This window comes from Pseudomonas fulva NBRC 16637 = DSM 17717 (genome assembly GCF_000730565.1).
Taxonomy (GTDB): domain Bacteria; phylum Pseudomonadota; class Gammaproteobacteria; order Pseudomonadales; family Pseudomonadaceae; genus Aquipseudomonas; species Aquipseudomonas fulva.
Window position 1 is genome coordinate 116,916 of the sequence record NZ_BBIQ01000012.1, and the last position, 24,592, is coordinate 141,507.

The window sequence follows — 24,592 nt, forward strand, 5'->3', positions numbered from 1 at the left end:
AGGAGAAAGTTCATTGAGTACTGTTCTTACTCGCCAACAAACTTAATAGTTGACCCTGCCCCAGGTATAAAAAAACCCGGAGCAATGGCCCCGGGTTTTTACTGTAGCGCGATGCCCTACCGTTCAAATCAGAACGGAATATCATCATCAAAGCTGTCGAAGTCAGCCGCCGGTTGCGGCGCTGGCTGCTGCGGCGCCGGGCGCTGTTGCTGTTGCGGGCGCGGGGCCTGCTGGCGCGCAGGTTGCTGGTTGTACTGTTGCTGCTGACCGCCACCTTGGTTGTAGTTGTTACCACCACCCTGGTTGTACGGGTCGCCGCCGCCTTGCTGGTTCTGCGGACGGCCGCCCAGCAGCTGCATGGTGCCGTTGATGTCAACGATGATTTCAGTGGTGTAGCGCTTGATGCCGTCTTTTTCCCACTCACGGGTCTGCAGCTTGCCTTCGATGTAGCACTGCGAACCTTTGCGCAGGTACTCGCCGGCAATCTCGGCAACCTTGCCGAACAGCGACACACGGTGCCATTCGGTACGCTCGACCTTCTGGCCCGACTGCTTGTCGGTCCATTGCTCGCTGGTTGCCAGGCTCAGGTTGGTCACGGCATTACCGTTGGGCAGGTAGCGGACTTCGGGATCCTGGCCACAGGTACCGACCAGAATGACTTTGTTAACCCCACGGGCCATAACGTTCTCCTAGGCTTCGCACGCCGCTGAGGCCGGATTGATCAGGCGCTCCAGGGTCGTACGGTCCAAAATTTTCGTATCCAGTTTGATATAGACGGCTGATTCTTCCGAGACCACAACGGCGTCGGTCACGCCGGGCACGGCCATCAACCGTGCAGCCAGGCCAGCATCCTTGGCGGCCTCCGGCGACAAAGGCATGCGCAAGCTGGTCACATACGGTGGCTCGTTCATGCTCAAGGCAACGGCCAACCAGATGGCACACAGTATCGCGCAGCCAAGGAACACGGTGTTCAGCCCACCATGCTGGAACAGCCAGCCACCCAGGATGCCCCCTAGCGCAGCACCGAGAAACTGGCTGGTGGAGTACACCCCCATCGCCGTTCCCTTGCCACCTGCTGGCGACACCTTGCTGACCAGCGAAGGCAACGAAGCCTCCAGCAGGTTGAATGCGGTGAAGAATACCACGGTGCCGATCACCAGTCCGCGCAAACCGTCAGCCCACTGCCAGAAGAATAGCTCGACCAACAGCAGTACGCTGACGGCCCCGGCCAGCACACGTTTCATCTTGCGCTTTTTTTCGCCGTAGATGATGAACGGTACCATTGCAAAAAATGAGACGAACAGCGCGGTCAGGTAGACCCACCAGTGTTGTTCCTTGGGCAGTCCGCCGCGCTCGACGAAGGCCAGAGGCAGCGCGACGAAGCTGGCCATGAGAATGGCATGCAGGATGAAGATGCTCACATCCAGCCGTAGAAGGTCCGGGTGACGGAGGGTCGGGCCGATGGCCTGACGCGCAACGCCCGATTCGCGATGCTGCAGAATGTTGTGCGTGGCAGGTACCACGAAGGCAATCAACGCGATGCCAACCAAGGCCAAGCCGGCCGTTGCAAGGAACAATCCTGACAAGCCAAAGGCACTTGTCAGCAAAGGCCCGACGACCATTGCCACTGCAAAGGAAAGACCAATGCTCATCCCGATCATGGCCATGGCCTTGGTGCGGTGCTGTTCCCGGGTCAGGTCCGACAGCAGCGCCATCACCGCCGCCGAAATGGCGCCGGCCCCTTGCAGGATGCGCCCTGCGATGATGCCCCAGATGGAATCGGCCTGGGCTGCCAGGACGCTGCCCAGGGCAAACACGATCAAGCCCAGGTAGATGACGGGTCGACGGCCGATGCGGTCTGAAATCATCCCGAAGGGAATCTGCAACACCGCCTGGGTGAGGCCATAGGCGCCAATGGCCAGGCCAATCAGCGCGGGCGTGGCGCCGGCCAGGTCCATGCCATAGGTGGCCAGGACCGGCAAGACCATGAACATGCCCAGCATACGAAAAGCGAAGACCAGAGCCAGACCGCCGGCGGCGCGGGTTTCATTGCCGCTCATGCGCTCGTTGTGGGTGTCGTGCATGGATTAATCTCGTGTGAACCGGCGGCGATTCTATCAGTCCGACAGCTTGACGGCATCTACGCGACGCTTTGCCGCGTACTGGCAGGGCGCCGTATAATTCTTCGTTTATGCCCGCCGAGCGAGGCCGCAGTGGACAAGATCCTGATTCGTGGGGCACGTACCCACAACCTGAAGAACATCGACCTGACCCTGCCCCGGGACAAGCTCATCGTCATTACCGGCCTGTCGGGCTCGGGCAAGTCATCCCTGGCCTTCGATACGCTGTACGCCGAGGGCCAGCGTCGTTATGTGGAATCGCTGTCGGCGTATGCCCGCCAGTTCCTCTCGATGATGGAAAAGCCTGACGTCGATACCATCGAAGGGCTGTCACCGGCCATTTCCATCGAACAGAAATCCACCTCACACAACCCCCGCTCCACCGTCGGCACCATCACCGAGATCTACGACTACTTGCGCCTGCTGTACGCCAGGGTCGGGACACCCCGCTGCCCAGACCATGACATACCACTGGAAGCGCAAACGGTCAGCCAGATGGTCGACCTGGTACTGGAGCGCCCGGAAGGCAGCAAGTTGATGCTCCTGGCCCCGGTCATCCGTGAGCGCAAGGGTGAGCACCTGGCGGTGTTCGACGAGCTGCGCGCCCAAGGCTTCGTCCGCGCCCGCGTCAACGGCAAACTCTACGAACTGGACGAGTTGCCCAAGCTGGACAAGCAGAAAAAGCACAGTATCGATGTGGTGGTCGATCGTTTCAAAGTGCGTGCCGATCTTCAGCAGCGATTGGCCGAGTCGTTCGAGACCGCGTTGAAGCTGGCGGATGGTATCGCGCTGATCGCTCCCATGGACGACGAGAAAGGCGAAGAGACCATTTTTTCGGCGCGCTTTGCCTGCCCCATTTGCGGTCATGCGATCAGCGAACTGGAACCCAAGCTGTTCTCGTTCAACAACCCGGCCGGTGCCTGCCCGACCTGTGACGGCCTGGGCGTTAAGCAGTATTTCGATACCAAGCGCCTGGTCAATGCGGAACTGACCTTGGCCGAAGGCGCCATTCGCGGGTGGGATCGCCGTAACGTCTACTACTTCCAGATGCTGGGGTCGCTGGCTGCGCATTATGACTTCAGCCTGGACGAAGCATTCGGCGAGCTTGCGCCGGAGCATCAGAAGGTGATCCTGCAAGGCAGCGGCAAGCACAGCGTGGACTTCAAGTACCTCAACGACCGGGGTGACATCGTCAAGCGCTCGCACCCGTTCGAAGGGATCATCCCCAACCTGGAACGCCGCTACCGCGAAACCGAGTCCAATACCGTACGCGAGGAACTGGCCAAGTACTTGGGCACCCAGCCGTGCCCGGACTGCCGTGGCACGCGGCTGCGGCGCGAGGCGCGTCATGTGTGGGTCGGTGAGAAGACGCTGCCGGCGGTCGCCAACATGCCGATCGGTGACGCCAGTGGCTACTTCAGCACGCTGACCCTGACCGGTCGCCGTGGCGAAATCGCGGCCAAGATTCTCAAGGAAATCTGCGAACGGTTGCAGTTCCTGGTGAACGTGGGCCTGGACTACCTCACCCTTGACCGTAGCGCAGAAACCCTGTCCGGTGGTGAGGCTCAGCGCATCCGCCTCGCCAGCCAGATCGGCGCAGGCTTGGTGGGGGTGATGTATATCCTGGACGAGCCGTCCATTGGCCTTCATCAGCGCGACAACGATCGCTTGCTCGCCACCCTCAATCACCTGCGTGATCTGGGCAACACCGTAATCGTCGTCGAGCATGACGAGGATGCGATCCGCCTGGCGGACTACGTGGTGGACATTGGGCCAGGGGCCGGCGTGCATGGCGGCAAGATCGTCGCTGAGGGTACGCCTCAGGAAGTCATGGACCACCCGGACTCCGTAACCGGCCAGTACCTGTCCGGCCGTAGAAAGATCGTGGTCCCTGCCAAGCGCACACCGCGCGACAAAAAGCTGCAGCTCAAGCTCAAGGGCGCACGTGGCAACAACCTTCAGAACGTCGATCTGGAAATCCCCATCGGGCTGCTGACCTGCGTGACCGGCGTCTCAGGCTCCGGCAAGTCCACGCTCATCAACAACACCCTGTTCCCGCTCGCAGCCACCGCCCTGAACGGCGCGAGCAGCCTGGAAGCGGCGCCCCATGCCAGCATGGACGGGTTGCAGCACCTGGACAAGGTGGTGGATATCGACCAGAGCCCCATTGGCCGCACCCCCCGGTCCAACCCTGCCACCTACACAGGGATCTTCACGCCGATCCGCGAGCTGTTCTCTGGGGTGCCTGAATCACGCTCGCGCGGGTATGGCCCAGGCCGGTTCTCGTTCAACGTGAAAGGCGGGCGCTGCGAAGCGTGCCAGGGCGACGGCCTGATCAAGGTGGAAATGCATTTCCTCCCGGACATCTACGTGCCTTGCGATGTGTGCAAGAGCAAGCGCTACAACCGCGAAACCCTGGAGATCAAGTACAAGGGCAAGAACATCCACGAGGTGCTGGAAATGACCATCGAGGATGCGCGTGAGTTCTTCGATGCGGTGCCTGCATTGGCGCGCAAGCTCCAGACCCTGATGGACGTAGGGCTTTCCTACATCAAGCTAGGTCAATCGGCGACGACGCTTTCGGGGGGCGAAGCCCAGCGCGTGAAGCTGTCACGGGAGCTGTCCAAGCGCGATACCGGTAAGACCTTGTATATCCTGGACGAGCCTACTACGGGCCTGCACTTCGCCGATATCCAGCAGCTGCTGGACGTTCTGCACCGGCTTCGTGACCATGGCAACACCGTGGTGGTCATCGAGCACAACCTGGACGTCATCAAGACAGCCGATTGGCTGGTGGACCTCGGGCCAGAGGGCGGCTCAAAGGGTGGGCAGATCATCGCATGCGGTACGCCCGAGGAACTGAGCAAGATGAAACAATCCTACACCGGGCACTACCTCAAGCCTCTGCTGGAGCGAGACCGAGCGTGATGAACGTGAAGGGGCGCCTAGGCGCCCCTTTCTTATCGGCTCATCGCTTTCATGCTAGAGCCACTACAAGGCCCAAGCACAATGCAATCGAAGCATTACATCTGTGATTGCAGGTAATTCTGCAGACCGATCGCCTTGATCAAGCCTTGCTGCTTCTCGAGCCAATAGGTGTGATCTTCCTCGGTATCGGCCAATTGCGCGCGCAGAATGTCACGGCTCACATAATCCTTGTGCAGTTCGCACAACTCGATCCCCTTGCAAAGCGCCGCTCGCACTTTGTATTCGAGCTTCAAATCCGCTTCGATCATTTCAGGGACAGTGGTTCCCACTTCGAGATCGTCCGCACGCATGTCCGGGGTGCCCTCGAGCATGAGAATGCGGCGCATCAAAGCGTCAGCGTGCTGCGCCTCTTCTTCCATCTCATGGTTGATGCGCTCGTAGAGCTTGGTCAGGCCCCAGTCTTCGTACATGCGCGAGTGAATGAAGTACTGGTCACGTGCAGCCAGTTCGCCCTTCAGCAGCATGACGAGGTAATTGATGACGTCTGGGTGGCCTTGCATCGCCGGGGTTCTCCATGTGAAAGCGTGTATGCCGCATAGTGTGAACCACGTTGTGCGCTTGGTCACTGAAAACCGCGCGACTCACTGGAAAAAATCGGGCAAACGGTAGTGATATTCATTGAAAAACCGCCCAAATGAGGGCGGTTATTCTTATCACTTCGACTTAGGCGATATTCATCCCAAGCGCCTTTGCGACACCTGCCCCGTAAGCGGGATCGGCTTTGAAGAAGTATTGCAATTGACGCTGGATGACATCGTCGGTAACTCCGGACATGGCCCCCGCAATGTTGTTGACCAGTAGCTCCTGCTGCGCCTGGCTCATCAGCCGGAACAGGGCGCCCGCGTGGCTGAAGTAATCGGTGTCCTCGCGATGATCATACCGGTCGGCCAAACCATTCAGCGCAAGCCCAGGCTCACCATGACGCGGCGATTGCTTGGGAGCATCCGCGTAGCTGTTGGGCTCATAATTGGGTGCCCCACCGTAGGTACCCAGCGCCATCGAGCCATCACGCTGGTAGCTGTTGACAGCACACCGGGGAGCATTCACCGGCAATTGCTGATGGTTGGTGCCTACCCGATAGCGGTGCGCATCGGCATAGGCGAACACGCGGCCTTGCAGCATGCGATCAGGTGACAGCCCCACCCCAGGCACCATGTTGCTCGGACCGAATGCAGCCTGCTCGACTTCGGCGAAGTAGTTCAGTGGGTTGCGGTTGAGCTCCAGTACACCCACTTCGATCAGCGGGTAATCTTTCTGCGACCAGGTCTTGGTCACGTCGAACGGATTTTCGGAACGGTTCGCGGCCTCTGCTTCAGCCATGACCTGAATGCACACCGTCCAGCGCGGGTGGTCGCCACGCTCGATGGCCTCGTACAGGTCGCGCTGGGCGTAATCCGGATCGGTGCCGGCCAGACGCGCAGCTTCAGCAGGCGCCAGGTTCTTGATGCCCTGCTGGGTCTTGAAGTGCCATTTGACCCACGTACGCTGACCGTCGGCGCTGATCAAGCTGTAGGTATGGCTGCCGAAGCCGTGCATATGCCGATAACCGTCGGGGATACCGCGGTCCGAAAACAAGATCGTGACCTGGTGCAGCGCTTCCGGCGAATGAGACCAGAAGTCCCACATCATCTGGGCATTTTTCAGATTGGTCTGAGGATGGCGTTTTTGCGTGTGAATGAAGTCTGGAAACTTCAGTGGATCACGGATGAAGAACACCGGCGTGTTATTGCCGACGATGTCCCAGTTGCCTTCTTCCGTATAGAACTTGACCGCAAACCCTCGTGGGTCACGCTCTGTGTCGGCCGAGCCACGCTCCCCACCTACCGTGGAAAATCGCAGAAACGTTTCGGTCTGCTTGCCAATTTGCTCAAACAGTTTCGCACTGGTGAGGTGAGTAATGTCGCGCGTCACCGTGAACGTACCGTAGGCACCAGAGCCTTTGGCATGCACACGTCGCTCAGGGATGTTTTCGCGGTTGAAATGCGCCAGCTTCTCGATCAGGTGGAAATCATCGAGCAGCAGTGGACCGCGTTGACCTGCGGTACGGGAGTTCTGGTTGTCCGCTACAGGGGCACCGCTGGCGGTAGTAAGCGTTTTGCTCATGGGCTCTCCTCGATCAGTCTCAAATGCCTGTTTATCGGCTTGAGAGGATTATCAGCAGAATTGGCCCCACCTGGAAATTTATTGAATTACTGAATGTGATAGATAGTTTTAATAACCTGAAATACAAAAAACCGGGCACTAGGCCCGGTTCTTTGTAGCAGACAAAACGTCTTACTCGGCAGCTTCTACAGCACCACCGACTGGACGATCAACCAGCTCGACGTACGCCATTGGCGCGTTGTCGCCAGCGCGGAAACCGCACTTCAGGATGCGCAGGTAGCCGCCCTGACGGGTGGCGTAGCGCTTGCCCAGATCGTTGAACAGTTTACCAACAGCGGACTTCGAACGGGTACGGTCGAAAGCCAGACGACGGTTGGCAACGCTGTCTTCCTTGGCCAGGGTGATCAGCGGCTCGGCAACGCGACGCAGTTCCTTGGCTTTCGGCAGGGTGGTTTTGATCAGCTCGTGCTCGATCAACGACACTGCCATGTTCTGGAACATAGCCTTGCGGTGAGAGCTGGTGCGGCTCAGGTGACGTCCACTTTTACGATGACGCATGATTCATTCCTTACCAAACACTACGTTCGGTGATTACGACGATCAGGCGGTCGCCTTGTCGTCCTTCTTAAGACTTGCAGGCGGCCAGTTGTCGAGGCGCATGCCGAGAGACAGACCACGAGAGGCCAGGACGTCCTTGATTTCAGTCAGGGACTTCTTGCCAAGGTTAGGAGTCTTCAACAGCTCTACTTCGGTACGCTGAATCAGGTCGCCGATGTAGTAGATGTTCTCCGCCTTCAGGCAGTTGGCCGAACGTACAGTCAGTTCCAGGTCGTCAACCGGACGTAGCAGGATCGGATCGATCTCGTCTTCCTGCTCGACTACGACAGGCTCACTGTCACCTTTGAGGTCGACGAACGCGGCCAACTGCTGTTGCAGGATGGTCGCAGCGCGGCGGATAGCCTCTTCAGGATCCAGGGTGCCGTTGGTTTCCAGATCAATGACCAGCTTGTCCAAGTTGGTACGCTGTTCAACACGTGCGTTTTCGACCACATAGGCGATACGACGCACAGGGCTGAACGAAGCGTCCAACTGCAGACGGCCAATGCTACGGCTTTCGTCTTCGTCGGTCTGACGGGAGTCGGCCGGCTCGTAACCGCGACCACGAGCTACAGTGAGCTTCATGTTCAGGGCGCCATTCGACGCCAGGTTCGCGATTACGTGATCGGGGTTGACGATCTCGACATCGTGATCCAGCTGAATATCGGCAGCGGTAACCACCCCCGAACCCTTTTTCGACAAGGTCAGCGTAACTTCGTCACGACCGTGCAGTTTGATAGCCAGGCCTTTCAGGTTCAACAGGATTTCAATGACATCTTCCTGTACACCTTCGATCGCGGAGTACTCGTGGAGTACGCCATCGATCTCGGCCTCGACTACTGCACAGCCAGGCATGGAGGACAACAGGATGCGGCGCAGCGCGTTGCCCAGGGTATGGCCGAAGCCACGCTCGAGAGGCTCGAGCGTGATCTTGGCGCGGGTCGGACTGACTACCTGCACATCAATGTGGCGGGGAGTCAGGAACTCATTTACCGAAATCTGCATGGATGCACCTATTTTCTAGCCCTTACTTGGAGTAGAGCTCGACAATCAGGTTTTCGTTGATGTCGGCAGACAGGTCGCTGCGAGCAGGAACGTTCTTGAAAACGCCCGACTTTTTGGCAGCATCCACGTCAACCCACTCAACGCGGCCACGCTGGGCACACAGTTCAAGGGCTTGAACAATGCGCAGCTGGTTCAGCGACTTCTCACGAACCGCGACCACGTCACCCGGACGAACTTGGTAGGATGGAATGTTTACAGTCTTACCGTTGACGCTGATCGCTTTGTGCGAAACCAGCTGACGGGACTCGGAACGAGTCGAGCCGAAGCCCATACGGTAAACGACGTTATCCAGACGGCACTCGAGCAGTTGCAGCAGGTTCTCACCGGTTGCGCCTTTTTTCGAGGCAGCGGCCTGGTAGTAACCGCGGAACTGACGCTCCAGAACACCGTAGATACGACGGACTTTTTGTTTCTCGCGCAGCTGGGTACCGTAGTCGGACTGACGGCCACGGCGCTGGCCGTGGATACCTGGGGCTGCTTCGATGTTGCACTTCGATTCCAGAGCGCGAACGCCGCTCTTCAGGAACAGATCGGTGCCTTCACGACGAGACAGTTTGCATTTTGGACCAATGTAACGTGCCATTTATCTGTCTCCTGATTACACGCGACGCTTCTTCGGCGGACGGCACCCGTTATGCGGGATTGGCGTCACGTCGGTGATGCTGGCGATCTTGTAGCCGCAGCTGTTCAATGCACGAACGGCGGACTCACGACCTGGACCTGGACCCTTGACGTTTACGTCGAGGTTCTTCAGACCGTATTCCAGCGCAGCTTGACCAGCACGCTCAGCAGCGATCTGGGCTGCGAACGGGGTGGATTTGCGCGAACCACGGAAACCCGAACCACCGGAGGTCGCCCAGGACAAAGCATTGCCCTGACGGTCGGTGATGGTCACGATGGTGTTGTTAAAAGAAGCGTGGATGTGGGCGATGCCATCAACCACTGTCTTTTTGACTTTTTTACGAGGACGAGCAGCAGGTTTTGCCATGTCTATATTCCTGGGCGATTACTTGCGGATCGGCTTACGCGGGCCCTTACGGGTGCGTGCGTTGGTCTTGGTGCGCTGACCGCGAACCGGCAGACCTTTACGATGACGCAGGCCGCGGTAGCAACCCAGGTCCATCAAGCGCTTGATCTTCATGTTTACGTCACGGCGCAGGTCACCTTCGGTGGTGAACTTCGCGACTTCGCCACGCAGGGTTTCGATTTGCTCGTCGCTCAGATCCTTGATCTTAGCGGCTGGATTTACACCAGCATCTACACAGATTTTCTGTGCAGTAGTGCGACCGACACCATAGATGTAGGTCAGCGAGATAACAGTATGCTTGTTATCTGGAATGTTAACGCCTGCAATACGGGCCATTCAGTGGGACTCCAATTGACAGCTACCTACGCCCCGGAAGCCAAGAAATAGGGCGCGAGATAATATCGCTGTAGAAACAAATAATCAACCCAGCAGCACACTAGCTGCTGGGTTTGAAGCGCGAATCACACTCAGCCTTGGCGCTGTTTGTGACGCGGTTCCGCGCTGCAAATCACTCGTACGACGCCTTCGCGACGGATGATCTTGCAGTTGCGGCACAGCTTTTTCACCGATGCACGAACTTTCATTACCGACTCCTCGAACCTTAGGGGCTTATCAGCGCAGCAAACCGCTGCCACCGTAGCCTTTCAGGTTGGCTTTCTTCATCAGGGATTCGTACTGGTGCGAAACGAGGTGCGATTGTACTTGGGACATGAAGTCCATCACAACCACTACCACAATCAGCAACGAGGTCCCGCCAAGGTAGAACGGCACATTTGCTGCCACCACCAGGAACTGGGGCAGAAGGCAGACGGCCATCATGTAAAGAGCACCGAACATGGTCAGACGAGTCAGAACGCCATCAATGTAGCGCGCCGACTGCTCACCAGGACGGATACCCGGAATAAAGGCACCGGACTTCTTCAGGTTTTCCGCTACGTCTTTCGGATTGAACATCAATGCTGTGTAGAAGAAGCAGAAGAAAATGATCCCTGCACTAAACAGCAGAATGTTCAACGGCTGACCAGGAGCGATCGACTGCGAGATGTCCTGCAGCCAGCCCATACCTTCGGACTGACCGAACCAGGCACCCAGCGAAGCCGGAAACAGCAAGATGCTGCTCGCGAAGATGGCCGGGATAACCCCCGCCATGTTCACCTTCAGCGGCAAGTGGCTGGTCTGCGCAGCGAAGACCTTGCGGCCCTGCTGGCGCTTGGCGTAATGAACGGCAATACGCCGCTGACCACGCTCGATGAACACCACGAAACCGATGATCGCTACTGCCAGCAAACCGATAGCGACCAGGGCGAAAATGTTGATATCACCCGTGCGTGCAGACTCGAAAGACTGCCCGATTGCTCTCGGAAGACCGGCAACGATACCTGCGAAAATCAACATCGAGATACCGTTGCCCACACCGCGCTCGGTGATCTGCTCGCCCAGCCACATCATGAACATTGCGCCTGCCACAAAGGTGGAGACGGCAACGACATGGAAGCCGAGGCCTACAGAAAACGCCACGCCCTGGTTGGCCAGGCCAATGGACATGCCAATGGCTTGGACCAGCGCCAGGATAACGGTGCCGTAGCGGGTGTACTGGCTGATCTTGCGACGGCCAGCTTCACCTTCCTTCTTCAACTGCTCCAGTTGCGGACTGACCGCGGTCATCAGCTGCATGATGATCGATGCCGAAATGTACGGCATGATCCCCAATGCAAAGATGCTCATGCGCTCAAGCGCGCCACCGGAAAACATGTTGAACAAGCTAAGAATGGTCCCCTCATTCTGCCGAAACAGATCCGCCAGACGGTCCGGATTGATGCCGGGAACCGGGATATGCGCACCTATCCGATAGACGATGATCGCCATGAACAGAAAGCGCAGACGAGCCCAGAGTTCCGACATCCCGCCCTTACCGAGCGAAGAGAGAGCACCTTGCTTAGCCATTTATTCCTCGAACTTGCCGCCAGCTGCTTCGATAGCCGCACGCGCACCCTTGGTGGCTGCGATACCCTTGATGGTGACTGCGCGAGTGACTTCGCCAGACAGCATGATTTTCACACGCTGTACGTTCTGGCCGATCACGTTGGCATCCTTCAGGGATTGCACGGAGATCACGTCGCCGTCCACTTTGGCCAACTCGGACAGACGCACTTCTGCGCGGTCCATGGCTTTCAGGGAAACGAAGCCGAACTTCGGCAGACGACGGTGCAGCGGCTGTTGACCGCCTTCGAAGCCCGGAGCGATGGTGCCACCGGAACGGGAGGTCTGACCTTTGTGACCACGGCCACCAGTCTTACCCAAACCGCTACCGATACCACGGCCCGGACGATGCTTCTCGCGACGGGAACCCGGCGCTGGACTCAGATCATTGAGTTTCATTGATTAACCCTCGACCTTCAGCATGTAGTAAGCCTTGTTGATCATCCCGCGGTTCTCGGGAGTATCTTGGACTTCTACAGTGTGACCGATGCGACGCAGACCCAGGCCTTTAACGCACAGAATGTGGTTAGGCAGACGGCCGGCGGTGCTTTTGATCAGCGTTACTTTAACGGTTGCCATGATCAGAAGATCTCCTCGACGCTCTTGCCGCGCTTGGCAGCAATGGATTCAGGAGATTGCATGGCTTTCAGACCCTTGAAGGTGGCGTAAACCACGTTCACTGGGTTGGTCGAACCGTAGCACTTGGCCAGAACGTTCTGAACACCAGCAACTTCCAGGACAGCACGCATTGCGCCACCGGCGATGATACCGGTACCTTCCGAGGCAGGCTGCATGTAAACCTTCGAGGCGCCGTGGGCGGCCTTGGTGGCGTACTGCAGAGTGGTGCCCTTCAGGTCTACCTGAATCATGTTGCGACGAGCAGCTTCCATGGCTTTCTGGATCGCGGCAGGTACTTCGCGCGACTTGCCACGGCCGAAGCCAACACGACCCTTGCCATCACCCACCACGGTCAGCGCGGTGAAGGTGAAGATACGGCCGCCTTTTACGGTTTTGGCAACGCGGTTAACTTGAACCAGCTTCTCGATGTAGCCTTCGTCGCGCTTTTGATCGTTATTTGCCATAACTTAGAACTCCAGCCCGCCTTCACGAGCAGCATCAGCCAGCGCTTTGACGCGGCCATGGTACTTGAAGCCGGAACGGTCAAAGGCAACTTGAGATACACCGGCGGCTTTCGCACGCTCAGCTACCAGCTTGCCAACCTTAGTGGCCGCGTCGATGTTGCCAGTGGCGCCATCACGCAGGTCTTTGTCCAAGGTCGAGGCGCTTGCCAGAACCTTGCTGCCGTCGGCCGAAATGACCTGGGCGTAGATATGCTGCGAGGAGCGGAACACGCACAGGCGCACGACTTCGAGTTCGTGCATCTTGAGACGTGCTTTGCGAGCGCGACGCAGTCGAGTAACTTTTTTGTCGGTCATTTGCTAGGCCCTACTTCTTCTTGGCTTCTTTACGACGGACTACTTCGTCCGCGTAACGCACACCCTTGCCTTTGTAAGGCTCTGGCGGACGGAAATCGCGGATTTCAGCGGCCACCTGACCCACCAGCTGCTTATCGATACCCTTGATCAGGATGTCGGTTTGGCTTGGGGTTTCTGCGGTGATACCGGCTGGCAGTTCGTAGTCCACTGGATGCGAGAAGCCCAGAGCCAGGTTCAGGACGGTGCCTTTTGCCTGTGCCTTGTAACCAACACCGACCAGCTGGAGCTTGCGCTCGAAGCCTTGGCTTACGCCTTGGACCATGTTGTTCACCAGAGCGCGGGTAGTACCGGCCATGGCGCGAGCTTGCTGATCACCGTTGCGAGCGACGAAGCGCAGTTCGCCGGACTCTTCGGTAACTTCAACAGACGAGTGAACGTTCAGTTCGAGAGTGCCCTTGGCACCCTTCACCGAAAGCTGCTGGCCGGCGAATTTTACTTCGACGCCTGCTGGCAGCTTAACGGGGTTCTTAGCGACGCGAGACATGCCTATCTCCCCTTAGAACACTGTGCACAGAACTTCGCCGCCGACACCGGCAGCGCGCGCAGCGCGGTCAGTCATCACACCTTTGTTGGTGGAGACGATAGACACGCCCAGGCCGCCACGTACTTTCGGCAGATCTGTGACGGACTTGTACTGGCGCAGGCCTGGACGGCTGGAGCGCTTCAGTTCCTCGATGACCGGACGGCCTTCGAAGTACTTGAGTTCGATCGACAGGGAAGGCTTGGCTTCACCAGTTACCTGGTAACCAGCGATGTAACCTTCATCTTTCAGAACTTTGGCAACCGCGACCTTCAGGGTGGAGGAAGGCATGCTTACGACGGACTTTTCAGCCATCTGGGCATTACGGATGCGAGTTAGCATGTCCGCTAACGGGTCCTGCATACTCATGGGCTAGATGCTCCTGATACAAGAATTATTAGCCTTGCGGCTATCACAACCACCTGAACAGGCAGGGCAAGAAGCCCAGGCTCAGGTGAGCCGGTCATTCTAGACACAAGCCAGAAACGAAACAAGCCCCATGTAGGGGCTTGTTCGTGGGAAGCGTCACCGGCGGTCGGAAGATTAACCCCCTACGCCGACGACTCAACCTGCAGCGATTACCAGGAGGCCTTGACCAGACCTGGTACGTCGCCACGCATTGCCGCTTGACGCAGCATGTTACGGCCCAGGCCGAACTTACGGTATACACCGTGAGGACGACCGGTCAGGCGGCAACGGTTGCGCAGGCGTGCAGCGCTAGCATCGCGAGGCTGCTTCTGCAGAGCGACAACGGCAGCGAAACGCTCTTCAGGAGAGGCGTTCAGATTGACGATGGTCGCTTTCAGCTCAGCGCGCTTTTTAGCGTACTTGGCTACCGTTTGCTGACGCTTCAGCTCACGGTTTTTCATGCTCTTCTTGGCCATTTTCCTACTCCAATCAGTTGCGGAACGGGAACTTGAAAGCACGCAGCAGAGCGCGGCCTTCGTCGTCCGAACGAGCAGTGGTGGTCAGGGTGATGTCCAAACCGCGCAGAGCATCGATCTTGTCGTAGTCGATTTCCGGGAAGATGATCTGCTCTTTCACGCCCATGCTGTAGTTGCCACGACCGTCGAAGGACTTGGCATTCAGGCCGCGGAAGTCGCGAACCCGAGGCAGGGAGATCGCCAGCAGGCGGTCCAGGAATTCGTACATCTTGTCGCTACGCAGGGTCACCTTGACGCCGATCGGCCAGCCTTCGCGGACTTTGAAGCCAGCGATGGATTTGCGAGCGAAAGTCACGACCGGCTTTTGACCGGTGATCTTTTCCAGGTCGGCAACAGCGTGCTCGATGACCTTCTTGTCACCGATCGCTTCGCCCAGACCCATGTTCAGGGTGATTTTGGTAACGCGCGGAACTTCCATCACGTTCGACAGCTTAAGTTCATCCTTAAGCTTAGGAGCGATCTCGTTCCGGTAAATCTCTTTCAGTCGTGCCATGGTCTTCTACCTAGCAGTGTTCAAGCATCAACCGCTTTTTGGGTCGACTTGAAGACACGAATTTTCTTACCGTCTTCTACTTTGAAACCAACGCGGTCAGCCTTGTTGGTTTCACCGTTGAAGATGGCAACGTTGGAAGCGTGCAGAGGCGCTTCTTTTTCGACGATACCGCCCTGAACGCCCGCCATCGGGTTAGGCTTGGTATGACGCTTGACCAGGTTCACACCACCGATGACCAGACGGTCGTCAGCGAGAACCTTCAGCACCTTACCGCGCTTACCTTTGTCTTTGCCGGCGATCACGATGATCTCGTCGTCACGACGAATCTTTTGCATGTCGGATCTCCTTACAGCACTTCAGGGGCGAGCGAGACGATCTTCATGAACTTCTCAGTACGAAGTTCACGGGTCACTGGCCCGAAGATGCGAGTGCCGATCGGCTCTTGCTTGTTGTTCAGCAGAACAGCAGCGTTGCCGTCGAAACGAATGATGGAACCGTCAGCGCGACGAACACCGTGACGGGTGCGCACGACAACAGCAGTCATCACTTGGCCTTTTTTGACCTTACCGCGCGGAATTGCTTCCTTGACGGTAACTTTGATGATGTCACCGATGCCGGCGTAACGGCGGTGAGAACCGCCGAGCACCTTGATGCACATGACGCGACGAGCGCCGCTGTTATCGGCCACATCGAGCATGGATTGAGTCTGAATCATAAAATTTCTCCGACCCCTAGCCCTTAGACTTCAACAGCGCGTTCGAGGACTTCAACCAGTGCCCAGGACTTGGTCTTGGCCAGCGGACGGGTTTCGGTAATGGAAACCTTGTCGCCGATCTTGCACTGATTGGTTTCGTCGTGCGCGTGCAGCTTAGTCGAACGCTTAACGTATTTACCGTAGATCGGGTGCTTAACGCGACGCTCGATCAGAACGGTGATGGTCTTGTCCATTTTGTCGCTGACGACACGGCCAGTCAGCGTACGGACGGTTTTTTCAGCTTCAGCCATGATCACTTACCTGCCTGCTGGTTGAGCACAGTCTTCACGCGAGCGATGTCACGCTTGACTTGCGAGAGCAGGTGCGACTGCCCCAACTGGCCAGTTGCTTTCTGCATACGCAGATTGAACTGGTCGCGCAGCAAGCCGAGCAGTTGCTCGTTCAGTTGCTGTGCGGATTTTTCACGAAGTTCATTCGCTTTCATCACATCACCGTCCGCTTAACAAAGGAGGTGGCGAGAGGCAGCTTCGCAGCGGCCAGAGCGAAAGCTTCGCGCGCCAGCTCTTCAGAAACACCCTCGATCTCGTACAGGACTTTGCCTGGCTGGATCTGGGCAACCCAGTACTCAACGGAACCCTTACCTTTACCCATACGAACCTCGAGAGGTTTCTTGGAGATCGGCTTGTCCGGGAATACACGGATCCAGATCTTGCCGCCACGTTTTACGTGACGGGTCAGCGCACGACGTGCGGACTCGATCTGGCGGGCGGTGAGGCGACCGCGAGCAACAGCTTTCAGGGCGAATTCGCCGAAGCTGACTTTGCTACCGCGCAGTGCCAGACCACGGTTGTGGCCAGTCATCTGCTTGCGGAATTTTGTACGCTTAGGTTGCAACATTTGGCGTACCCCTTACTTAGCAGCTTTTTTACGAGGCGCTGGTGCTTGTGGTTTCAGTTCTTCTTGGCGACCACCAATAACTTCGCCTTTGAAAATCCAAACCTTCACACCGATCACACCGTAAGTGGTGTGAGCTTCGTAGGTGTTGTAGTCGATATCGGCACGCAGGGTGTGCAGAGGCACACGACCTTCGCGATACCACTCGGTACGAGCAATCTCAGCGCCGCCGAGACGACCGCTCACCTGGATCTTGATGCCCTTGGCACCAATACGCATGGCGTTCTGTACGGCGCGCTTCATGGCGCGACGGAACATAACGCGGCGTTCCAGCTGCTGAGCTACGCTTTGCGCAACCAGCATGGCGTCGAGTTCCGGCTTGCGGATCTCTTCGATGTTGATGTGCACAGGCACACCCATCTGCTTGGTCAGGTCCTGGCGCAGCTTCTCGACATCTTCACCTTTCTTCCCGATAACGATACCTGGACGAGCGGTGTGGATGGTGATGCGTGCAGTTTGAGCCGGACGATGAATATCGATACGGCTTACGGACGCGCTTTTTAGTTTGTCGTGGAGGTACTCACGCGTTTTCAGATCCTTCAACAGGTAATCTGCGTAAGTAGCACCGTCTGCGTACCAGACGGAGGTGTGCTCCTTGACGATTCCCAGGCGAATGCCAGTGGGATGTACTTTCTGACCCATCTGATCGACTCCGTTACTTGTCCGCAACCTTGACAGTGATATGGCAAGACCGCTTGACGATGCGATCAGCACGGCCTTTGGCACGTGGCATGATGCGCTTCAGCGAACGCCCTTCGTTGACGAAGACGGTGGAGACCTTCAGGTCATCAACGTCTGCGCCTTCGTTGTGTTCGGCGTTGGCTACGGCCGACTCGAGGACTTTCTTCATGATTTCAGCGGCTTTTTTGCTGCTGAAGGCCAACAGGTTGAGCGCTTCGCCCACCTTCTTCCCGCGGATCTGGTCGGCGACCAAGCGGGCTTTCTGGGCGGAGATTCGAGCGCCCGACAACTTAGCGGCTACTTCCATTTCCTTACCCCTTAACGCTTGGCTTTCTTGTCAGCCACGTGCCCGCGATAGGTGCGGGTACCGGCGAACTCGCCCAGTTTGTGGCCGACCATGTCTTCGTTCACGAGAACTGGAACATGCTGGCGACCGTTGTGAACCGCGATGGTCAGACCGACCATTTGTGGCAGGATCATCGAGCGACGCGACCAGGTTTTAACTGGTTTGCGATCGTTCTTCTCCACCGCCACTTCGACCTTCTTCAAGAGGTGAAGATCGATAAAAGGACCTTTTTTCAGAGAACGTGGCACTGTCGTATCCCTCTAGTTACTTGCGACGACGGACGATCATGTTGTCGGTACGCTTATTACCACGGGTTTTAGCACCCTTGGTTGGGAAGCCCCATGGCGATACCGGATGACGACCACCGGAGGTACGACCTTCACCACCACCATGTGGGTGGTCAACCGGGTTCATGGCAACACCACGAACGGTTGGGCGAACGCCGCGCCAGCGTTTGGCACCAGCTTTACCCAGCGAACGCAGGCTGTGCTCGGAGTTCGAGACTTCGCCCAGGGTCGCACGGCACTCAGCCAGGACTTTACGCATTTCACCAGAGCGCAGACGCAGGGTCACGTAGACACCTTCACGAGCGATCAGCTGAGCCGAAGCACCAGCGGAACGAGCGATCTGTGCACCTTTACCCGGCTTCAGTTCGATGCCGTGAATGGTGCTACCTACTGGAATGTTGCGCAGCTGCAGGGAGTTACCGGCCTTGATTGGGGCCAGGGCACCTGCGATCAGCTGGTCGCCAGCGCTCACGCCTTTAGGGGCGATGATGTAGCGACGCTCACCGTCTGCGTAGCACAGCAGGGCGATGTGAGCAGTACGGTTTGGATCGTATTCGATACGCTCGACAGTGGCTGGGATGCCATCTTTGTCGTTGCGACGGAAGTCGACCAGACGGTAATGCTGCTTATGACCACCACCTACGTGACGCGTAGTGATGCGGCCATTGTTGTTACGACCACCAGACTTCGATTTTTTCTCGAGCAGCGGTGCGTGAGGAGCGCCTTTATGCAGCTCCTTGTTGACCACCTTGACCACGAAACGGCGGCCAGGGGAAGTCGGTTTGCATTTAACGATTGCCATGATGCACCCCTTCCTTACTCAGCACTGCTGCTGAAATCGAGATCTTGGCCTGGCTGAAGGGAGACGATCGCCTTCTTCCAGTCATTACGCTTGCCCAGACCACGTGCGGTACGCTTGGTTTTACCCAGAACGTTAACGGTCGACACGTTTTCAACTTTTACGTTGAACAGGCCTTCGACAGCTTTCTTGATTTCCAGCTTGGTTGCGTCAGTAGCAACCTTGAATACGAACTGGCCTTTCTTCTCAGCCAGAACGGTAGCCTTCTCGGAAACGTGCGGGCCAAGGAGGACTTTGAATACGCGTTCCTGGTTCATCCCAGCAGCTCCTCGAATTTCTTCACGGCCGAGACAGTGATCAACACTTTCTCGTATGCGATCAGACTGACCGGGTCGGAACCTTGTACGTCACGAACGTCGACGTGCGGCAGGTTACGAGCAGCCAGGTACAGGTTCTGATCAACAGCGTCGGAAACGATCAACACATCGCTCAGACCCATGCCGTTCAGCTTGTTCAGCAGATCTTTGGTTTTCGGTGCTTCAACAGCGAAGTCCTGAACCACGACCAGACGGTCGCTACGCACCAGCTCAGCGAGGATGGAGCGCAGAGCTGCGCGATACATCTTCTTGTTGAGCTTCTGCGAGTGATCTTGAGGGCGAGCTGCGAAGGTTACACCACCGCCACGCCAGATCGGACCACGAGTGGTACCAGCACGAGCACGGCCAGTACCCTTCTGACGCCATGGGCGCTTACCGCCACCAGCCACGTCGGAACGGGTCTTTTGCTGCTTGGTGCCCTGACGGCCGCCGGCCATGTAGGCCACGACTGCTTGGTGTACCAGCGTCTCGTTGAATTCGCCACCGAAAGTCAGTTCGGAAACTTCGATCGCCTGAGCGTCATTTACATTAAGTTGCATGTCAGTTTCCCCTTAACCGCGAGCCTTGACAGCTGGACGTACAACCACGTCGCCGCCAGTAGCGCCTGGAACGGCACCCTTGACCAGCAACAGGTTGCGCTCAGCGTCTACGCGAACAACTTCCAGGGACTGAACAGTCACGCGCTCGGCGCCCATGTGACCGGACATCTTCTTGCCCTTGAACACACGACCAGGAGTCTGGCACTGGCCGATGGAACCTGGGACACGGTGCGACACGGAGTTACCGTGGGTGTTGTCCTGGCCACGGAAGTTCCAGCGCTTGATGGTACCGGCGAAGCCTTTACCTTTGGACTGACCAGTAACGTCTACCAGCTGGCCTGCAGTGAAGAGTTCAGCTTTGATCAGATCGCCAGCCTGGAAATCGCCTTCTTCAAGACGGAACTCCCAAACACCGCGACCAGCAGCAACGTTGGCCTTGGCAAAGTGGCCTGCCTGAGCGGCAGTCACGCGCGAAGCACGACGCTCGCCGACAGTGACTTGCACTGCACGGTAGCCATCGGTTTCTTCAGTTTTGAACTGGGTGACGCGATTCGGCTCGATCTCAATGACCGTGACCGGAATGGAGACACCTTCTTCGGTGAAAATGCGGGTCATACCGCACTTGCGACCGATTACACCAATAGTCATGTTGTAAACCTCATGAGTGTACGGGGCTTTCACCCGCTATGGCCGCCCATTTCAGAGCGTTACACGACCAGACCGAAGTCTTAGCCGAGGCTGATCTGTACTTCCACACCTGCCGCCAGATCAAGCTTCATCAGCGCGTCAACGGTTTTATCCGTTGGCTGGACGATGTCCAGAACACGCTTATGAGTGCGAATCTCGTACTGATCACGCGCGTCTTTGTTGACGTGCGGGGAGACCAGAACGGTGAAACGCTCTTTGCGGGTAGGCAGTGGAATTGGACCACGCACTTGTGCACCAGTACGTTTCGCGGTTTCCACGATTTCCTGGGTGGATTGGTCGATCAGGCGATGGTCGAAAGCCTTCAACCTGATACGGATTTGCTGATTTTGCATTGGATTTCAGACTCCAGGCTGTTCCCAACGGACGCACTACGCCCGCTAAAAGGAGGCGTGATTCTATAGATGCCCCCATTTGGTGTCAACCCAATAAAAAAAGCCCCCGCTGAGCGGGGGCCTTTTCAATCGGTCGAGTGATTACTCGATGATTTTGGCTACGACGCCGGCGCCGACGGTACGACCGCCTTCACGGATAGCGAAGCGCAGACCGTCTTCCATTGCGATGGTCTTGATCAGGGTAACAGTCATCTGAATGTTGTCACCTGGCATTACCATTTCAACGCCTTCCGGCAGTTCGCAGTTACCGGTCACGTCAGTGGTACGGAAGTAGAACTGAGGACGGTAGCCTTTGAAGAACGGAGTGTGACGACCGCCTTCTTCTTTCGACAGAACGTAGACTTCTGCGGTGAACTTGGTGTGCGGCTTGACCGAACCTGGCTTGACCAGAACCTGGCCACGCTCAACGTCGTCACGCTTGGTACCACGCAGCAGAACGCCGCAGTTCTCGCCAGCACGGCCTTCGTCCAGCAGCTTGCGGAACATCTCAACACCGGTGCAGGTGGTGGTGGTGGTGTCACGCAGACCAACGATTTCCAGCGGATCCTGAACGCGGACGATACCACGCTCGATACGACCGGTTACAACGGTACCACGACCCGAGATCGAGAATACGTCTTCGATCGGCATCAGGAAAGGCTGGTCGATGGCACGAACTGGCTCAGGGATGTAGGAATCCAGAGTTTCTACCAGCTTCTTAACAGCGGTAGTGCCCATTTCGTTGTCGTCTTTGCCTTCCAGCGCCATACGAGCCGAACCGATGATGATCGGGGTGTCGTCGCCTGGGAAGTCGTAGGTGGACAGCAGGTCGCGAACTTCCATCTCGACCAGTTCCAGCAGCTCAGCGTCGTCTACCAGGTCAGCCTTGTTCAGGAAGACCACGATGTACGGAACGCCAACCTGACGGGACAGCAGGATGTGCTCACGGGTTTGTGGCATCGGACCATCGGCGGCCGAGCAAACCAGGATCGCGCCGTCCATCTGGGCAGCACCGGTGATCATGTTCTTCACGTAGTCAGCGTGACCTGGGCAGTCAACGTGAGCGTAGTGACGAATGGTCGAGTTGTACTCAACGTGAGCGGTGTTGATGGTGATACCGCGCGCTTTTTCTTCCGGAGCCGAGTCGATCTTGTCGAACTCAACGACTGCCGAACCGAATACTTCGGAGCAGACGCGAGTCAGAGCTGCGGTCAGAGTGGTCTTACCGTGGTCAACGTGGCCGATAGTGCCGACGTTAACGTGGGGAAGGGAACGATCAAATTTTTCTTTAGCCACGACAGTGAACTCCTAGCCTAAAGGGGCTGAATCAGCCTTGTTTTTTAATGAGAGCTTCGACGATGTTCGACGGAGCTTCAGCGTACTTGGAGAATTCCATGGAGTAGCTTGCGCGACCCTGAGACATGGAACGAACGTCGGTCGCGTAACCGAACATTTCCCCGAGCGGAACTTCAGCGCGGACGACGCGGCCAGAGACCGACTCATCCATACCCTGTACCAGACCACGACGACGGTTCAGGTCACCCATCACGTCACCCAGGTAGTCTTCCGGGGTTACAACTTCGACCTTCATGATCGGCTCGAGAACCACGCCGCCGCCCTTCTGGGCCAGCTGCTTGGTTGCCATCGATGCAGCGATCTTGAACGCCATTTCGTTGGAGTCGACGTCGTGGTACGAACCGTCGAATACCGTGGCCTTCAGGCCGATCAGAGGATAGCCGGCAACGACGCCGTTCTTCATCTGCTCTTCGATACCCTTCTGGATCGGGGCGATGAATTCCTTCGGAATCACACCACCAACGACTTCGTTGGTAAACACCAGACCTTCGGTGATGTTGCCTTTCTCGTCCACTTCCGGCTCCGAGAAACGGATCCAGCAGTGACCGAACTGACCACGACCACCCGACTGACGAACGAATTTGCCTTCGATCTCGACGTTGGACTTGGTGATCTTCTCGCGGTACGAAACCTGAGGCTTACCGATGTTGGCTTCGACGTTGAATTCGCGCTTCATGCGGTCAACGAGGATGTCCAGGTGCAGTTCACCCATACCGGAGATGATGGTCTGGCCGGTTTCTTCGTCGGTCTTGACGCGGAACGACGGGTCTTCCTGGGCCAGCTTGCCCAGTGCGATACCCATCTTCTCCTGGTCGGCCTTGGTTTTCGGCTCGACGGACAGGGAGATTACCGGCTCCGGGAAGTCCATACGCTCAAGGATGATTGGATGATCGGCGTTGCACAGGGTTTCACCGGTGGTCACGTCTTTCATGCCGATCAGAGCGGCGATGTCGCCAGCGCGCACTTCCTTGATCTCTTCACGCTGGTTGGCGTGCATCTGCACCATACGACCAACGCGCTCTTTCTTGCCTTTGACCGAGTTGATCACGGAGTCGCCGGAGCTCAGAACACCCGAGTAGACGCGAACGAAGGTCAGAGTACCTACGAACGGGTCGGTCGCGATCTTGAACGCCAGAGCCGAGAACGGCTCGTTGTCGTCGGCGTGACGCTCGTCTTTACGAACCGCCGGGTCTTCCTTGTCCAGATCCTTGTCGTCCGGGTTGATACCCTGGATGGCAGGAATCTCGGTAGGAGCAGGCAGGTAGTCAATGACGGCGTCGAGAACCAGGGGAACACCCTTGTTCTTGAACGACGAACCGCAAACAGCTGGAACGATTTCGCTGGCCAGGGTGCGCGCGCGCAGGCCTGCCTTGATCTCGTCAACGGTGAGCTCACCGCCTTCCAGGTACTTGTTCATCAGCTCTTCGTTGGCTTCAGCGGCAGCTTCAACCATGTTGTTGCGCCACTCTTCAGCCAGCTCAAGCATGTCCGCAGGAATTTCTTCCTCGCGGTAGGTGGTGCCCTTGTCGTCGTCGTTCCAGTAGATAGCCTTCATCTTGATCAGGTCGACCTGACCCTGGAAGTTATCTTCCGAACCGATGGCCAGCTGAACCGGAACCGGGGTGTGACCCAGACGGTTCTTGATCTGACCTACGACGCGCAGGAAGTTGGCACCGGCACGGTCCATCTTGTTCACGTAAACAACACGTGGAACACCGTACTTGTTGGCTTGACGCCATACGGTTTCGGACTGAGGCTCGACACCGGAGGTGCCGCAGAACACAACGACCGCGCCGTCGAGTACGCGCAGCGAACGTTCTACTTCAATGGTGAAGTCAACGTGGCCGGGGGTATCGATGACGTTTACGCGGTAGTTGTCGTACTGACCAACAGAACCTTTCCAGAAGGTGGTCACGGCAGCGGAGGTAATGGTGATACCGCGCTCCTGCTCCTGCACCATCCAGTCGGTGGTCGCGGCGCCGTCGTGCACCTCGCCCATCTTGTGGCTCAGACCTGTGTAGAACAGGATCCGCTCGGTAGTGGTGGTCTTGCCCGCGTCAACGTGGGCACAGATACCAATGTTACGGTAGCGGTTAATTGCTGTAGTACGAGCCATAAAGCCCTCG

At 57.3% G+C, this 24,592-nt stretch carries 35 protein-coding genes; 1 reads left to right on the plus strand and 34 read right to left on the minus strand.

Features of this window, described 5'->3' with window-relative positions; translation table 11 throughout:
• Positions 1-128: 128 nt before the first annotated feature.
• Positions 129-680 carry a single-stranded DNA-binding protein gene (locus tag PFU01S_RS13625; protein ID WP_023534972.1) on the minus strand — a complete coding sequence of 184 codons (552 nt, stop codon included), beginning with the start codon at positions 678-680 and terminating at the stop codon, positions 129-131.
• 9 nt (positions 681-689) lie between these two features.
• Positions 690-2,084 carry an MFS transporter gene (locus PFU01S_RS13630; protein ID WP_023534992.1) on the minus strand — a complete coding sequence of 465 codons (1,395 nt, stop codon included), beginning with the start codon at positions 2,082-2,084 and terminating at the stop codon, positions 690-692.
• Between the two features lie 129 nt (positions 2,085-2,213).
• Between PFU01S_RS13630 and uvrA the strand changes: the two genes are divergently transcribed.
• Positions 2,214-5,048: an excinuclease ABC subunit UvrA gene (gene uvrA, locus PFU01S_RS13635; protein WP_028687678.1), complete on the plus strand. Its 2,835-nt coding sequence runs from the start codon at positions 2,214-2,216 to the stop codon at positions 5,046-5,048.
• 95 nt (positions 5,049-5,143) lie between these two features.
• On the opposite strand, the gene bfr is transcribed toward uvrA, so the two are convergent.
• The 32 genes from bfr to fusA form a co-directional block, all read right to left on the minus strand.
• Entirely contained in the window at positions 5,144-5,608 is a 465-nt protein-coding gene (bfr, locus tag PFU01S_RS13640; protein WP_023534970.1) for a bacterioferritin, read from the minus strand.
• Positions 5,609-5,771: 163 nt separating this feature from the next.
• Entirely contained in the window at positions 5,772-7,211 is a 1,440-nt protein-coding gene (locus tag PFU01S_RS13645) for a catalase (RefSeq protein ID WP_027915106.1), read from the minus strand.
• Between the two features lie 171 nt (positions 7,212-7,382).
• Complete coding sequence (gene rplQ, locus PFU01S_RS13650; RefSeq protein ID WP_003255451.1) at positions 7,383-7,769, minus strand: 50S ribosomal protein L17; 387 nt, start codon at positions 7,767-7,769, stop codon at positions 7,383-7,385.
• A gap of 42 nt (positions 7,770-7,811) precedes the next feature.
• The gene (locus PFU01S_RS13655; protein WP_003255452.1) at positions 7,812-8,813 is read right to left on the minus strand and encodes a DNA-directed RNA polymerase subunit alpha; all 1,002 of its coding nucleotides are present in this window, start codon (positions 8,811-8,813) and stop codon (positions 7,812-7,814) included.
• Between the two features lie 22 nt (positions 8,814-8,835).
• Positions 8,836-9,456 (minus strand): 30S ribosomal protein S4, encoded by a 621-nt coding sequence (gene rpsD, locus PFU01S_RS13660; RefSeq protein ID WP_003257114.1) that lies wholly within the window; start codon positions 9,454-9,456, stop codon positions 8,836-8,838.
• 15 nt (positions 9,457-9,471) lie between these two features.
• Positions 9,472-9,861 carry a 30S ribosomal protein S11 gene (rpsK, locus tag PFU01S_RS13665; protein ID WP_003255454.1) on the minus strand — a complete coding sequence of 130 codons (390 nt, stop codon included), beginning with the start codon at positions 9,859-9,861 and terminating at the stop codon, positions 9,472-9,474.
• 18 nt (positions 9,862-9,879) lie between these two features.
• Complete coding sequence (rpsM, locus tag PFU01S_RS13670; protein ID WP_009681976.1) at positions 9,880-10,236, minus strand: 30S ribosomal protein S13; 357 nt, start codon at positions 10,234-10,236, stop codon at positions 9,880-9,882.
• 131 nt (positions 10,237-10,367) lie between these two features.
• Positions 10,368-10,484 (minus strand): 50S ribosomal protein L36, encoded by a 117-nt coding sequence (rpmJ, locus tag PFU01S_RS13675; protein ID WP_002555468.1) that lies wholly within the window; start codon positions 10,482-10,484, stop codon positions 10,368-10,370.
• Between the two features lie 28 nt (positions 10,485-10,512).
• Complete coding sequence (secY, locus tag PFU01S_RS13680) at positions 10,513-11,844, minus strand: preprotein translocase subunit SecY (protein WP_003257108.1); 1,332 nt, start codon at positions 11,842-11,844, stop codon at positions 10,513-10,515.
• The gene (rplO, locus tag PFU01S_RS13685) at positions 11,845-12,279 is read right to left on the minus strand and encodes a 50S ribosomal protein L15 (protein WP_023535012.1); all 435 of its coding nucleotides are present in this window, start codon (positions 12,277-12,279) and stop codon (positions 11,845-11,847) included.
• 3 nt (positions 12,280-12,282) lie between these two features.
• Positions 12,283-12,459 (minus strand): 50S ribosomal protein L30, encoded by a 177-nt coding sequence (gene rpmD, locus PFU01S_RS13690; RefSeq protein ID WP_023535007.1) that lies wholly within the window; start codon positions 12,457-12,459, stop codon positions 12,283-12,285.
• Positions 12,460-12,461: 2 nt separating this feature from the next.
• Positions 12,462-12,962: a 30S ribosomal protein S5 gene (rpsE, locus tag PFU01S_RS13695; RefSeq protein WP_003255465.1), complete on the minus strand. Its 501-nt coding sequence runs from the start codon at positions 12,960-12,962 to the stop codon at positions 12,462-12,464.
• 3 nt (positions 12,963-12,965) lie between these two features.
• Complete coding sequence (gene rplR, locus PFU01S_RS13700; RefSeq protein WP_008089801.1) at positions 12,966-13,316, minus strand: 50S ribosomal protein L18; 351 nt, start codon at positions 13,314-13,316, stop codon at positions 12,966-12,968.
• Between the two features lie 10 nt (positions 13,317-13,326).
• Positions 13,327-13,860, minus strand: coding sequence for a 50S ribosomal protein L6 (gene rplF, locus PFU01S_RS13705; protein ID WP_009681972.1), 534 nt, complete (start codon positions 13,858-13,860; stop codon positions 13,327-13,329).
• A gap of 12 nt (positions 13,861-13,872) precedes the next feature.
• A complete protein-coding gene (rpsH, locus tag PFU01S_RS13710) occupies positions 13,873-14,265 on the minus strand; it encodes a 30S ribosomal protein S8 (protein ID WP_008089805.1) in 393 nt (130 codons plus the stop codon).
• Positions 14,266-14,474: 209 nt separating this feature from the next.
• On the minus strand, positions 14,475-14,780 hold the full coding sequence (rpsN, locus tag PFU01S_RS13715; RefSeq protein WP_023534988.1) for a 30S ribosomal protein S14: 306 nt from the start codon (positions 14,778-14,780) through the stop codon (positions 14,475-14,477).
• A 13-nt stretch (positions 14,781-14,793) separates the two neighbouring features.
• Positions 14,794-15,333, minus strand: a complete 540-nt coding sequence (rplE, locus tag PFU01S_RS13720) for a 50S ribosomal protein L5 (RefSeq protein ID WP_023535025.1) — start codon at positions 15,331-15,333, stop codon at positions 14,794-14,796.
• A gap of 20 nt (positions 15,334-15,353) precedes the next feature.
• The gene (gene rplX, locus PFU01S_RS13725; RefSeq protein ID WP_003255476.1) at positions 15,354-15,668 is read right to left on the minus strand and encodes a 50S ribosomal protein L24; all 315 of its coding nucleotides are present in this window, start codon (positions 15,666-15,668) and stop codon (positions 15,354-15,356) included.
• 11 nt (positions 15,669-15,679) lie between these two features.
• Complete coding sequence (gene rplN / locus PFU01S_RS13730; RefSeq protein WP_002555479.1) at positions 15,680-16,048, minus strand: 50S ribosomal protein L14; 369 nt, start codon at positions 16,046-16,048, stop codon at positions 15,680-15,682.
• Positions 16,049-16,071: 23 nt separating this feature from the next.
• The gene (gene rpsQ, locus PFU01S_RS13735) at positions 16,072-16,338 is read right to left on the minus strand and encodes a 30S ribosomal protein S17 (protein ID WP_023534981.1); all 267 of its coding nucleotides are present in this window, start codon (positions 16,336-16,338) and stop codon (positions 16,072-16,074) included.
• 2 nt (positions 16,339-16,340) lie between these two features.
• Positions 16,341-16,532 (minus strand): 50S ribosomal protein L29, encoded by a 192-nt coding sequence (gene rpmC, locus PFU01S_RS13740; protein WP_002555481.1) that lies wholly within the window; start codon positions 16,530-16,532, stop codon positions 16,341-16,343.
• The gene (gene rplP / locus PFU01S_RS13745; protein WP_003255479.1) at positions 16,532-16,945 is read right to left on the minus strand and encodes a 50S ribosomal protein L16; all 414 of its coding nucleotides are present in this window, start codon (positions 16,943-16,945) and stop codon (positions 16,532-16,534) included. The genes rpmC and rplP overlap by 1 nt, the downstream gene beginning before the upstream one ends.
• A 12-nt stretch (positions 16,946-16,957) precedes the next feature.
• Entirely contained in the window at positions 16,958-17,644 is a 687-nt protein-coding gene (gene rpsC, locus PFU01S_RS13750) for a 30S ribosomal protein S3 (RefSeq protein WP_023535026.1), read from the minus strand.
• A 13-nt stretch (positions 17,645-17,657) separates the two neighbouring features.
• Positions 17,658-17,990 carry a 50S ribosomal protein L22 gene (gene rplV, locus PFU01S_RS13755; protein ID WP_003103908.1) on the minus strand — a complete coding sequence of 111 codons (333 nt, stop codon included), beginning with the start codon at positions 17,988-17,990 and terminating at the stop codon, positions 17,658-17,660.
• A gap of 11 nt (positions 17,991-18,001) precedes the next feature.
• Entirely contained in the window at positions 18,002-18,277 is a 276-nt protein-coding gene (gene rpsS / locus PFU01S_RS13760; protein WP_003255482.1) for a 30S ribosomal protein S19, read from the minus strand.
• 16 nt (positions 18,278-18,293) lie between these two features.
• Entirely contained in the window at positions 18,294-19,118 is an 825-nt protein-coding gene (gene rplB / locus PFU01S_RS13765) for a 50S ribosomal protein L2 (protein WP_027915105.1), read from the minus strand.
• Between the two features lie 14 nt (positions 19,119-19,132).
• The gene (gene rplW / locus PFU01S_RS13770) at positions 19,133-19,432 is read right to left on the minus strand and encodes a 50S ribosomal protein L23 (protein WP_003255484.1); all 300 of its coding nucleotides are present in this window, start codon (positions 19,430-19,432) and stop codon (positions 19,133-19,135) included.
• Positions 19,429-20,031 carry a 50S ribosomal protein L4 gene (gene rplD / locus PFU01S_RS13775; RefSeq protein WP_003255485.1) on the minus strand — a complete coding sequence of 201 codons (603 nt, stop codon included), beginning with the start codon at positions 20,029-20,031 and terminating at the stop codon, positions 19,429-19,431. Before rplD ends, rplW begins: the two co-directional genes overlap by 4 nt.
• Before the next feature lie 12 nt (positions 20,032-20,043).
• A complete protein-coding gene (rplC, locus tag PFU01S_RS13780; RefSeq protein ID WP_003257089.1) occupies positions 20,044-20,679 on the minus strand; it encodes a 50S ribosomal protein L3 in 636 nt (211 codons plus the stop codon).
• An 80-nt stretch (positions 20,680-20,759) separates the two neighbouring features.
• Positions 20,760-21,071, minus strand: a complete 312-nt coding sequence (rpsJ, locus tag PFU01S_RS13785) for a 30S ribosomal protein S10 (RefSeq protein WP_003186070.1) — start codon at positions 21,069-21,071, stop codon at positions 20,760-20,762.
• A 141-nt stretch (positions 21,072-21,212) separates the two neighbouring features.
• On the minus strand, positions 21,213-22,406 hold the full coding sequence (tuf, locus tag PFU01S_RS13790; protein ID WP_038411791.1) for an elongation factor Tu: 1,194 nt from the start codon (positions 22,404-22,406) through the stop codon (positions 21,213-21,215).
• Between the two features lie 31 nt (positions 22,407-22,437).
• The gene (fusA, locus tag PFU01S_RS13795; protein WP_023535524.1) at positions 22,438-24,582 is read right to left on the minus strand and encodes an elongation factor G; all 2,145 of its coding nucleotides are present in this window, start codon (positions 24,580-24,582) and stop codon (positions 22,438-22,440) included.
• Positions 24,583-24,592: the final 10 nt, after the last annotated feature.